Here is a 12,351-nt window from a genome sequence, read left to right on the forward strand (position 1 = left end):
CATCCTTGGAAGTGATTGATCTCTCGAACGCTACAATGAGGCGACGGGTGCTGTGCAGACCAGACAGTAGCTGCCTCAATTTTCGTCAAGGGAGACCAAAACCGTCCGCTCAGCATACCAGTTTTAACGTAAAATTAAAATCAGCCCGTTTTTTACAACATTCACAAATTTCGAATAAATATCGAGGGTATTCTCAAAATCCACCTACAATGCCCCGCCAAAAAAGACGTAGAAGGTCTTGTTATTTTGTTCGGTCTGCCCATATGCCAGGATCAACGGGCCAATCGGGGTGGTCATCCCGGTGAATGCACTGCCGGCAAAATACAGCGGCAGATCGCTGATACTCAGGCTGGTGTTGTTGTATACCCCGCCGTATTCCATGGAGCCGCCCAGATATATCGACGATTTAAACAACCCAAAGTCCTGATCCGTCAGGTGATAACGGTATACCCCGGCGGTGAAAAGCTTGTTGTTGCCCGTCAGGCTATTCTTCGGAATACCGGATAGATTTAAAAAACCGCCCAGCTCTTTGGGATCCAGCCGCAATTCAAGATCCGAATCGACCCTGCCGTATTCCGCTTTCCCCATCAGGGTGTGGCGTCCGAACGTGTACGCTCCTTTCCAGGAAGCATCCAGATGAATAGAGGTACCGTTATACTCAATGCCGAAGTTGCGGATGTTGTCGTCTGACGCCGCCAGTTCAATTTCCAGCAGATTCCCCGTTGACGGCAGCATCAGGTTATCCAAAGTATCCAGACTGTAATGCAGGTATCCCACCCTGTTCTCCCGCTTATCCCGGCCGGCATCAGGAAACCCGATGTACTCGGTTTCACCGGTGATGTACCGCATCCCCACCCGAAACTCCTGCCACAGTTGAGGCTGCCAGCCAAACGAGGCATCCAGAGTCACATCGGTATAAGTAGCAGGCAGGAAGTTATCAATAAATTCCAGCTCCGGCTCTTCGCCGAAAAACAGGCGCACGTTTTTATCCGCAATCTTGTACTCCGCCGAAAGCAGGCTGAACCAGTCCTGATTCTGATAGAACGGCAGGTAGAATTCGGTGGCGATGCGCTTGTCAGAGCCGTATTCCAGCTCGGTCCGCCATTCGGCCCCCGCCCGGCTCAAGCCGGTCACATTAAATGCCGCCCCAATAGAGAAATCGGTATTACTTTCAAAATCATCCTCCAGCGCGAAGCGCAAATCGATGAAGTTAGGTCCCCAGCTTTTTTCCCGGACATTCAGAAAAATTGCATTGTGGCCGTCATCATTTTCGATGTGGTAATCGATACGCTCAAACCGATCCAGGGCATACAGGCTGCGAATACTCGACGATAGCTGTTCCGACGTAATCTGCGAGCCGGCTTCCAACTCAAGCCTGTCCAGCAACACATCGTCCGAATAAGCGCTGTTGTTAACCAGACGGATTTCTTCCACGCTGAGCTCGTCGAGATATTGCATGTGACGCCGGCGTTTCTGTTTATGATCGATATAGCGCTGATACCAGGTCGAACGCCCCAACGCGCTGAGTTTGGCTGACTGGGCTTTGGTCTCAATATAGCCGCGCTCAAACGCTAACGGCATTTGAGCAAAGTCGGCAGTCCGGATCCCTTTGATATTCGGCCGGATCAGTACATCCTTATCAGTCAGGGTCTCGATCTGCCGGTTGGCGTTATCACGTACCATGTAGTCGGTCAGCTGATCCATCACCGAAAAGTAGCTGTCCAGCTCATCCCGCTGGCGAAATTCATTACTGATATCCACCGCAATGATGATGTCAGCCCCCATCTCACGTACCACCTGAATCGGCAGGTTATTGGTAATACCGCCATCCACTAACAGCCGATCATTGAGTGCCATCGGCGGCAGTAGGCCCGGAATCGACATACTGGCCTGCATGGCGGCCGCCAGATCGCCGTGATCCAGCACGACTGGCACCAAATGCTCAATATCCGTCGCCACCGCACGGAACGGAATCGGCAGCTGATCAAAGCTGTCAAAGACCGGCAGGTTGCCGGACGTCGAGCGCAGGATCTCTCCCATGGTCTGGCCCTGTACAAACCCTTTCGGCGCTTTGATCTCCCACCAGTCAAACCCGATTTCACTGCTGATCTGGAATCGATCTTCCTGCTGCTTCTCCCTGACCCGCCGCTCGCTGCGCTCAACCCTGTCCTTGTAGCCTTTATCCCAGTTGACGGTGTTAAGCAGCGACTCGATTTCGTCGGCACTCATGCCGGTGGCATACAGTCCCCCTACGTAGGCGCCCATACTGGTCCCGGCAATGTAATCGACCGGGATCTGCATTTCTTCCAACGCTTTCAGCACACCGATATGGGCAGCCCCTTTGGCCCCCCCGCCCCCCAATACCAGACCGATCTTCGGCCTTTCCTGAGACGCCGCCAGGTTGGGGACCGCCGCCTGTACAGCCTGAGTTGCCAACAAACAGGTCGTCAGCAAACAGGTCACGAACATGCAAGTGGCCCACTTACACCCAACGAGTGAACGGACTGGCGCAGCCAGCAATGAGCGTAAGAGAAACAGTGGTTGTAATCGCAGGGTTCGGGTCATTGGCGATGGATTCCATGCTTAACAGCAGGTTCAAAATAAGGGTCAATACAGTCAGTCGGTGATATGCAGCCTCCCAGTCTGAGACGCTGTGACAGAATGTGCCTGCATAACACCGCTCTGCATAATATCAAAATCTCGTTTTCAGCAGATCGGAAGACATTCTCATCGTACCACTGTGTGACATGGTTCAAATTTTAGCCAGCACCGGCCCAGAGAGAGCCCAATGTGAAATACAGCTCGTTTGGCTTGAAACCTTGTTTTCTTGAGACTTTGTTGGCTTGAGACCTGGTTGGCTTAAAACCTTGAGACCACAATGCGTGCTATCGGTTTAACCGGAAGATCTCAGACATAAAAAAAGCGCCCCGAGGGGCGCTTTCAGCAATTCGTAGCGGAAGTGATTCCGAGACGACAATTATTTTTTCTTCTTCACTGCTTTCGGGTTAGGCAGGTCAGTGATCGAACCTTCGAACACTTCAGCAGCCAGACCAACAGATTCGTGCAGTGTTGGGTGAGCGTGGATAGTCAGCGCGATATCTTCGGCATCACAACCCATCTCGATCGCCAGACCGATTTCACCCAGCAGTTCACCACCGTTAGTACCAACGATTGCACCACCGATCACACGGTGAGTGTCTTTGTCGAAGATCATCTTCGTCATACCGTCAGCACAGTCAGAAGCGATTGCACGGCCAGAAGCTGCCCATGGGAACGTCGCTACTTCGTAGTTGATGCCCTGTGCTTTTGCTTCTTTCTCAGTCAGACCAACCCATGCCACTTCTGGCTCAGTGTAAGCAATTGAAGGAATCACTTTAGGATCGAAGTAGTGCTTCTTACCAGAGATAACTTCAGCTGCTACGTGACCTTCATGCACACCTTTGTGAGCCAGCATTGGCTGACCTACGATGTCGCCGATCGCGTGGATGTGAGGAACGTTGGTACGCATTTGCTTATCAACGTTGATGAAGCCACGCTCGTCAACTTCGATACCCGCTTTCTCAGCGTCAATCAGCTTACCGTTTGGTACACGGCCGATTGCAACCAGAACCGCGTCGTAACGTACAGGCTCAGCAGGTGCTTTCTTGCCTTCCATTGACACGTAGATACCGTCTTCTTTCGCTTCAACCGCGGTCACTTTCGTTTCCAGCATCAGGTTGAATTTCTTCTGAATGCGCTTAGTGAAGACTTTAACGATATCTTTATCCGCTGCAGGGATAACTTGATCGAACATCTCAACAACGTCGATCTGAGAACCCAGTGCGTGGTAAACCGTACCCATTTCCAGGCCGATGATACCGCCGCCCATAACCAGCAGTTTTTCAGGAACTTCTTTCAGTTCCAGTGCGTCAGTTGAGTCCCAGATACGTGGGTCTTCGTGCGGGATGAATGGCAGCTCGATTGGACGAGAACCCGCAGCAACGATCGCGTTGTCGAAGTTAACGGTAGTTTGCTCACCGTCAGCACCTTCAACCAGGATAGAGTTAGGGCCAGTGAACTTACCGTAACCGTTAACAACGTTAACTTTACGCATCTTAGCCATACCGCCAAGACCGCCAGTCAGCTGGTTGATAACCTTTTCTTTCCAAACACGGATTTTGTTGATGTCGGTTTGAGGCTCACCGAATACTACGCCGTGGTCGGCCATCGCTTTAGCTTCTTCGATAACTTTCGCTACGTGAAGCAGTGCTTTAGATGGGATACAACCCACGTTCAGACATACACCACCCAGGGTGCTGTATTTTTCGATTAGTACCGTTTCCAGACCTAAGTCAGCGCAACGGAACGCCGCAGAGTAACCAGCAGGGCCTGAACCCAACACCACTACCTGGGCTTTAATTTCTTTACTCATCATGACCTCGTTGTAAGTCTTTTATCCCTTTCAGGCTATCGGGTATGTTCTTCTTTTTGTTTCAGCTGGCCAACGATTTTACAGAGGTGTTAACAAACTGAAAAGTAAATTCCCGGAGCCTGTGAGCTACACAACAGAATCCATGCCTGCTGTTGCAGGCATGGACGTTGCGATTGGATACCTTAAAGCACCAGACGGCGAATGTCAGACAGACAACCGTTCAGGTAAGTGATGAAGCGTGCACCTTCAGCACCATCGATCACACGGTGGTCGTATGACAGAGACAGTGGCAGCTGCAGGCGTGGAGTGAAGTCTTTACCATTCCACACAGGCTTCATTTCAGACTTAGATACACCCAGGATTGCTACTTCTGGCGCGTTTACGATTGGAGTAAACGCAGTACCACCCAGGCCACCCAGGCTAGAGATGGTGAAACAGCCGCCCTGCATGTCAGCAGCAGTCAGTTTGCCGGCACGTGCTTTCTTAGACACAACCATCAGCTCTTCAGACAGCTCGTAGATACCTTTCTTGTTCACGTCTTTGAAGACAGGAACAACCAGGCCGTTTGGCGTGTCTACTGCGATACCGATGTTCACGTATTTCTTCAGAATCAGGCTCTCACCGTCTTCAGACAGAGAAGAGTTGAACGACGGGAACGCTTCCAGTGCTTTAGCAGCTGCTTTCATGATGAACACAAGTGGAGTGATCTTCATGCCAGAGTCATTCTTCGCTTCGATAGCATTCTGCTCTTTACGGAATGCTTCCAGCTCAGTGATGTCTGCGTTATCCCACTGAGTCACGTGAGGGATCATTACCCAGTTACGTGCCAGGTTCGCACCAGAGATCTTCTTAATGCGAGACAGTGGTTTAACTTCAGTTTCACCGAACTTGCTGAAGTCAACTTTCGGCCAAGGCAGCAGACCCAGACCTGCACCGTCGCCTTTGCCAGATGCCGCAGCACCAGACTCAAGACGTTTCAGCGCGTCTTTCACGAAGTTCTGTACGTCTTCTTTCAGGATACGGTTCTTACGACCAGTACCTTTCACCTTCGCCAGGTTAACGCCGAATTCACGAGCCAGACGACGAACAACCGGAGAAGCGTGTGAATATTCGTTGTTCTCAACGAAATCACTCGCTGCCGGAGCCGCTGCTTGCGCTGCCGCTGGCGCCGCTGCCGGAGCAGGTGCTGCTGCCGCCGGAGCTGCTGCAACTGGCGCAGGCGCTGCGCCCGCTACTTCGAAGACCATGATCAGAGAGCCGGTAGACACTTTGTCACCCGCTGCGATCTTGATTTCTTTTACTTTACCTGCGAATGGAGCAGGAACTTCCATAGACGCTTTGTCGCCTTCCACAGTGATCAGAGATTGCTCTTCTTCCACCATGTCGCCAACTGCAACCATGATTTCAGTCACTTCTACTTCGTCGCCACCGATATCTGGAATGTTAACTTCTTTGTCAGCTGCCGCCGCAGGCGCTGCTGCTGGAGCTTCAACTGCTGCAGGAGCCGCTGCCGGAGCACCTGAACCTGCTACTTCGAAGACCATGATCAGAGAGCCAGTAGACACTTTGTCACCAGCCGCTACTTTAATGTCTTTCAGAACGCCAGCGAAAGGTGCTGGTACTTCCATAGACGCTTTGTCGCCTTCCACAGTGATCAGTGACTGCTCTTCTTCGATGCTGTCACCGATAGCAACCATGATTTCAGTCACTTCTACTTCGTCGCCACCGATATCCGGTACGTGAACTTCTTTCAGTTCAGAAGTAGCAGGAGCCGCTGCTGCTGGAGCAGGTGCAGCTGCTGGAGCTGCCTCTGCCGCAGGAGCAGGTGCAGCAGCTGCTGCACCCTCGGCTTCGAAAATCATGATTAGAGAACCGGTAGAAACCTTGTCGCCTTCTGCAACTTTGATTTCTTTAACGATACCCGCCTGAGAAGCTGGCACTTCCATAGAAGCTTTATCGCCTTCTACAGTGATCAGAGACTGCTCTTCTTCAACCTTGTCGCCAACGCTTACAAGGATTTCAGTTACTTCAACCTCATCCGCACCGATGTCAGGTACATTAATTTCGATTGCCATTGTTTCTATGCCTCTTACGCGTATAGCGGGTTGATCTTGTCAGCGTCGATGTCGAATTTCTTGATTGCTTCAACAATCACAGATTTCTCAACATCACCACGCTTAGCCAGTTCAGTCAGTGCAGCAACAACTACGTAGCCAGCGTTAACTTCGAAGTGACGACGCAGGTTCGCACGGCTGTCAGAACGACCGAAACCGTCTGTACCCAGAACCTTGTAAGATTCAGCTGGGATGAATGCGCGAACTTGGTCAGCGTAGTTCTTCATGTAGTCAGTCGCAGCGATTGCAGGCTCAGTACCCATTACAGTTTGGATGTAAGGTACTTTCTGCTCTGCTTCTGGGTGCAGCATGTTGAAACGCTCTGCATCCTGACCGTCACGAGTCAGTTCGTTGAACGAGGTTACTGAGTAAACGTCAGAAGCGATGCCGTATTCTTCGCTCAGGATCTGAGCAGCTTTACGTACTTCGTTCATGATCGTACCAGAGCTCATCAGCTGAACTTTAGACTTGTCGCCCGCGTAAGACTCAAGCTTGTAGATACCCTTACGGATGCCTTCTTCAGCGCCTTCTGGCATTGCTGGCATCTCGTAGTTCTCGTTCATCAGCGTCAGGTAGTAGAACACGTTCTCTTGTTCGCCGTACATGCGACGGATACCGTCTTGCATGATTACCGCAACTTCGTAAGCAAATGTTGGGTCGTAAGAGATACAGTTAGGAACCGTGCCCGCCATGATGTGCGAGTGACCGTCTTCGTGCTGCAGACCTTCACCGTTCAGCGTAGTACGACCGGCTGTTGCACCCAGTAGGAAACCACGTGCTTGCTGGTCGCCCGCCATCCACGCCATATCGCCAACACGCTGGAAGCCGAACATAGAGTAGTAGATGTAGAACGGAATCATCGGCAGGTCGTTTGTCGAGTATGAAGTCGCAGCTGCAACCCAAGATGACATCGCACCCAGTTCGTTGATACCTTCCTGCAGTACCTGACCAGCAGTGTCTTCTTTGTAGTAAGACACAACGCCACGGTCTTCAGGCGTGTACGTCTGGCCGTGTGGGTTGTAGATACCGATTTGACGGAACAGACCTTCCATACCGAAAGTACGCGCTTCGTCAGCAATGATAGGAACAATGTTCTTACCAATGTTCTTGTTCTTCAGCAGGATGTTCAGTGCACGAACGTAAGCCATAGTTGAAGAAATTTCACGCTTCTGCTCTTCCAGCAGAGGTTTGAATTCTTCCAGCTCAGGAACGATGAATTCTTGAGTGAAGTTAGGCAGACGTTGTGGCGTGTAGCCGTGCAGAGCCTGACGACGTGCGTGCAGGTATTCGTACTCTTTTGAACCTTCTTCAAGCTTCAGGTACGGCAGAGCTTTCACATCTTCATCAGAGATCAGGTCTTGCAGACCCAGGCGATCACGCAGGTGCAGAACATGAGTCATGTCCATCTTCTTAACCTGGTGCGCAATGTTCTTACCTTCGGCAGCGTCACCCATGCCGTAACCTTTAACGGTCTTGGCTAGGATTACAGTTGGCTTGCCTTTGGTTTCTTTCGCATTCTGGTACGCAGCGAAGATCTTAGATGTTTCGTGACCACCACGCTTCAGCGCGAAGATCTCGTCATCAGTCATGTCTGCAACCAGAGCAGCAGTTTCTGGGTACTTACCGAAGAAGTGCTCACGAACGTAAGCGCCGTCTTTCGACTTGAACGTCTGGTAGTCACCGTCGATGGTTTCGTTCATCAGCTGCAGCAGTTTACCAGTGGTATCTTTCGCCAGCAGAGAATCCCAGTTGTTACCCCAGATAACTTTAACAACGTTCCAGCCAGCACCTTTGAACAGGCCTTCCAGCTCTTGGATGATCTTGCCGTTACCCATTACCGGGCCGTCCAGACGCTGCAGGTTACAGTTGATCAGGAAGCACAGGTTGTCCAGTTTCTCACGCGCAGCGAAAGAAATCGCACCACGTGATTCTGGCTCATCCATCTCACCGTCACCCAGGAACGCGTACACGCGCTGCTCAGACGTATCTTTCATGCCACGGCCATCCAGGTACTTCAGGAAGCGAGCTTGGTAGATAGCAGAGATTGGACCCAGACCCATAGATACGGTCGGGAACTGCCAGAATTCAGGCATCAGTTTAGGGTGAGGGTATGAAGGAATACCTTTACCGTCGACTTCCTGACGGAAGTTGTCCAGTTGGTCTTCAGTCAGACGACCTTCAACGAAGGCACGTGCATAGATACCCGGAGAGATGTGGCCTTGGTAGTAAACCAGGTCACCGCCGTCCTTCGCATTTGGCGCACGGAAGAAGTGGTTGAAACCGGTCTCGTAGAACGCTGCCGCAGACTGGAATGATGCCATGTGGCCACCCAGGTCTAGGTCTTTCTTAGACGCGCGCAGTACGATCATTACTGCGTTCCAGCGGATAATAGCACGGATACGACGCTCAAGAGTCGTGTCACCAGGATATGCTGGTTCCTGTGCGGCAGGGATGGTGTTGATGTAGTTAGTAGTGATGCCAGTTGGCATATCTACGCCATCAAGACGCGCTTTTTCCATTACTTGCTCAAGCAGGTACTGGGCACGTTCTACACCTTCTTCACGAACGACTGATTCAAGAGCTTCAAGCCACTCTTGAGTTTCTAGTGCGTCCACGTCATTTTTCATGACTTCAGACATGCGATCTATCCTTTCGTTGATAATCTACAAAACTAACAATGTCGCGACTGTTCACTAGCGCCCCAGGCTTATATGAGGGGTACTAATCCAGCCCATCCTTGCGTTGTTGAATACGACGAAGAGAGCGTTCACGTCTGCTATCTTCACGCGATAAATCCAACAAGGTTTCCTCGATATAAGCCAGGTGTGCATGCGATGCTTCTCGGGCCTGCTCCGGCTCGCCAGAAACAATCGCTTGGACAATGTTGGCTCGATGATTTCGCACCTTTTCCACCACCTCAGGGCGACGGTTCAGGAGCTCAAAGTTTTGTAATACGTTTTGCTCTAGCAATGGGGCAAGGCTACGGATGATATGAAGCAGAACCACGTTGTGTGCGGACTCGGTGACCGCAATCAGGTACTGCATAACAGCGGCAGCTTCTGCCGGTAAATCACCTTGCTGCTGAGCGTCCTGTATCCGACCGTGGCAGTCACGGATACGGGTAAAATCTTCTTCGGTGCCTCGCAGGGCTGCATAGTAAGCAGCCAGGCCTTCAAGGGCGTGGCGAGACTCCAGCAAGTCTAGCTGGGTTTCAGGATGGGCGGACAAGAGATCCAACAACGGCTCGGAAAAGCTCTGCCACAGTTTTTCCGTTACAAATGTGCCGCCGCCCTGGCGACGCGTCAGTAAATGTTTGGCTTCAAGACGCTGAATAGCTTCACGAACAGACGGGCGAGAAACATCGAATTGCTTAGCCAGCTCACGCTCAGGGGGGAGCTGCTGTCCCGGAGACAGAATGCCCTCGAGGATCAGATGCTCAAGCTCTTGCTCGATCGCATCAGACAGTTTGGGCTGGCGAATTCGTTTATAAGTCATTTTTTTATTATTTCTTCTGAGTACTTATCGCGCTTCTGGACAGTCTGTGTTCGGACAATTGGTATTACCAATTTAACGATAGCAGCAAAGTTTACAGAAATAATTGAAGATGTCCACCGACAACTTGATGGAAATCATAGAACGAAGGGGGATTTAACAAAAATTTCAAGATATGAAAACTTGTTAAAACAAGATGAAAAATAGTCGTCAACTGACTTGTGGGCAAGGAGCGGCAAGAAAAAAATCAATGGTCTGACCAATTTGATCGGTCACAATCTCGCCACTTCACATCCATTTCACGATTCAATGTCGGCTTGCAGCTTTTGTCGATAAGCCAACCAGTCAAACGCCAGCCCCGGATCGGTTTTCCGTCCCGGAGCAATAAACTCATGCCCGGTGATGCGCTGGCTGTCCAATCGCGGATAGCGGTTTAATAAAACCCGTGTTAACTCGGCCAGAACGTCGTACTGAACCTGGGTATAAGGCAGATTGTCGGTTCCTTCCAACTCAATACCAATCGAGTAGTCATTGCACTTATCGCGTCCGGCAAACTGGGATACTCCGGCATGCCAGGCCCTGCTGTCGAAGGGAACGAACTGGATGATATCGCCGTTACGCCGAATTAAACAGTGGGCCGAAACACGAATGCCTGAAATTGCTTCAAAATAGGGATGATCTGTCGGATTTAACGTCCCTGTAAACAATTGCTCAATGTACGGACCACCAAACTGCCCCGGCGGCAAACTGATGTTGTGCACCACCAGCAGCGAAATATCTGCCGGATCCGGACGCGGATCATGAAAGGGAGAAGGAACATGCCGGACACCTTCCAGCCAGTGTTGTGCGTTAATCGTGAGCATCTGTGCGATCCCGGTTTACCATAATGTCGCAAGGGTAGCGTGAACTGCCGTAAGGTCAAGCACCTGGCTTATTCTTCTTGTTCTTCTTTATATAGAGATGAAGCATTTTTTTACTGCCCAAATTGGCTTAGCTACAAAGCGAACACCAGAACTCCGATCTCCCTCCTAGGATCTCCGGAAAAGCCAAGGTATGATCCTTATATGACCGTCGGCAAGCCCAGACGGCCCCGAAAGCCGCCCAGAACCGTGCTTTCGTTTGCCCAATATATGCTCACTTGTATGGACGTGTAATGACTCAAATGGAAAAGATGCACGACAGCGCGTCGCGCCTGAACTACCTCAAGCAACAGCTTCCGGCCGAAATTACCCGCATGGTCGCCGATACCCTCAGAGAAGATCTCGGTGGCGAGGTTGATCCGAGCCGCGACATCACCGCCAATCTGATCCCGGTCGATAGCCAGGGCGAAGCCACTATCATTACCCGTGAACACGGTATTTTCTGCGGCCAACTGTGGGCGGACGAGGTATTTAAACAACTGGGTGGCGAAGTGGACATTACCTGGCATGTCCAGGACGGCGATAAGGTAGAGCCAAATCAGACGCTTTGCACCCTGCACGGACCATCGCGCATTCTGCTCACCGGTGAACGCAACGCCATGAATTTTATTCAGACGTTGTCAGGCTGTGCGACCACAGTGGCAGCGTATGCCAAGCAACTTGAAGGCACCGGATGCCGCCTGTTGGATACCCGCAAGACCATTCCGGGCCTGCGCAGCGCCCTGAAATACGCCGTGACCTGCGGCGGCGGCTTCAACCACCGCATCGGGGTGTTTGATGCCTACCTGATCAAAGAAAACCACATCATCGCCTGTGGCGGGATTCGTCAGGCGATAGAAACCGCCAAGCAGTTGGCTCCCGGTAAACCGGTTGAAGTGGAAACCGAAAGCCTGGATGAGCTGCAACAAGCTATTGATGCCGGTGCAGACATCATCATGCTCGACAATTTTACCACTGACATGATGCGTGACGCTGTCAAGCTCAACGCCGGCCGGGCAGCACTGGAAAACTCCGGTAATATCACGCTCGACACCATCCGGGAATACGCTGAAACCGGCGTGGACTATATCTCGGTCGGCGCACTGACCAAGCACCTGAAGGCACTGGATTTGTCAATGCGTTTCAAATAATACAGCGTAACTCTTCATAATCTGTTCATACAAAAAGGCAGCATCCGCTGCCTTTTTTGCTTTACCTGTGTGAATAACTTGTTTGACCAGCTTGTTCAGATAAGCAGCCCGTGACCATATCCACACCAATACACCCTTTCCCTGCGCTTTTGTGCACCCTCTATTCCACATACCATTTTCTCACCTCTCCCACCCGGTTTTACCTTGTTAACCAGGCAAAGCCCAAGTCCTGTATTTCCGGATAAAAATGCCGCTGAGCCGATCCCCTATCCCTCACTGACAAA

7 protein-coding genes are annotated in these 12,351 nt (G+C 51.3%); 1 reads left to right on the forward strand and 6 read right to left on the reverse strand.

Annotated features, from left to right (window positions below; translation table 11 throughout):
• Nucleotides 1–204: 204 nt before the first annotated feature.
• From C9I92_RS18530 to ampD, 6 genes are all read right to left on the reverse strand, one after another.
• A complete protein-coding gene (locus tag C9I92_RS18530; protein WP_248827395.1) occupies nt 205–2,565 on the reverse strand; it encodes a patatin-like phospholipase family protein in 2,361 nt (786 codons plus the stop codon).
• 412 nt (nt 2,566–2,977) lie between these two features.
• Nucleotides 2,978–4,411, reverse strand: coding sequence for a dihydrolipoyl dehydrogenase (lpdA, locus tag C9I92_RS18535; RefSeq protein WP_047886935.1), 1,434 nt, complete (start codon nt 4,409–4,411; stop codon nt 2,978–2,980).
• A 182-nt stretch (nt 4,412–4,593) separates the two neighbouring features.
• Nucleotides 4,594–6,486: a pyruvate dehydrogenase complex dihydrolipoyllysine-residue acetyltransferase gene (gene aceF, locus C9I92_RS18540; RefSeq protein ID WP_047886936.1), complete on the reverse strand. Its 1,893-nt coding sequence runs from the start codon at nt 6,484–6,486 to the stop codon at nt 4,594–4,596.
• Nucleotides 6,487–6,500: 14 nt separating this feature from the next.
• Nucleotides 6,501–9,164, reverse strand: coding sequence for a pyruvate dehydrogenase (acetyl-transferring), homodimeric type (gene aceE / locus C9I92_RS18545; RefSeq protein ID WP_047886937.1), 2,664 nt, complete (start codon nt 9,162–9,164; stop codon nt 6,501–6,503).
• Nucleotides 9,165–9,246: 82 nt separating this feature from the next.
• Entirely contained in the window at nt 9,247–10,020 is a 774-nt protein-coding gene (gene pdhR, locus C9I92_RS18550) for a pyruvate dehydrogenase complex transcriptional repressor PdhR (protein ID WP_047886938.1), read from the reverse strand.
• A 296-nt stretch (nt 10,021–10,316) separates the two neighbouring features.
• Nucleotides 10,317–10,880, reverse strand: a complete 564-nt coding sequence (gene ampD / locus C9I92_RS18555; RefSeq protein ID WP_047886939.1) for a 1,6-anhydro-N-acetylmuramyl-L-alanine amidase AmpD — start codon at nt 10,878–10,880, stop codon at nt 10,317–10,319.
• A gap of 299 nt (nt 10,881–11,179) precedes the next feature.
• Between ampD and nadC the strand changes: the two genes are divergently transcribed.
• Nucleotides 11,180–12,067 carry a carboxylating nicotinate-nucleotide diphosphorylase gene (nadC, locus tag C9I92_RS18560; protein WP_047887027.1) on the forward strand — a complete coding sequence of 296 codons (888 nt, stop codon included), beginning with the start codon at nt 11,180–11,182 and terminating at the stop codon, nt 12,065–12,067.
• Nucleotides 12,068–12,351: the final 284 nt, after the last annotated feature.

Origin of the sequence: Photobacterium ganghwense, from assembly GCF_003025595.1 — a bacterium.
GTDB lineage: Bacteria > Pseudomonadota > Gammaproteobacteria > Enterobacterales > Vibrionaceae > Photobacterium > Photobacterium ganghwense.

Excerpts from the sequence above, each read along its gene's own strand:
- C9I92_RS18530 (WP_248827395.1), bottom strand. The coding sequence starts at position 2,565 with ATGACCCGAACCCTGCGATTACAACCACTGTTTCTCTTACGCTCATTG.
- lpdA (WP_047886935.1), bottom strand. The coding sequence starts at position 4,411 with ATGAGTAAAGAAATTAAAGCCCAGGTAGTGGTGTTGGGTTCAGGCCCT.
- aceF (WP_047886936.1), bottom strand. The coding sequence starts at position 6,486 with ATGGCAATCGAAATTAATGTACCTGACATCGGTGCGGATGAGGTTGAA.
- aceE (WP_047886937.1), bottom strand. The coding sequence starts at position 9,164 with ATGTCTGAAGTCATGAAAAATGACGTGGACGCACTAGAAACTCAAGAG.
- pdhR (WP_047886938.1), bottom strand. The coding sequence starts at position 10,020 with ATGACTTATAAACGAATTCGCCAGCCCAAACTGTCTGATGCGATCGAG.
- ampD (WP_047886939.1), bottom strand. The coding sequence starts at position 10,880 with ATGCTCACGATTAACGCACAACACTGGCTGGAAGGTGTCCGGCATGTT.
- nadC (WP_047887027.1), top strand. The coding sequence starts at position 11,180 with ATGGAAAAGATGCACGACAGCGCGTCGCGCCTGAACTACCTCAAGCAA.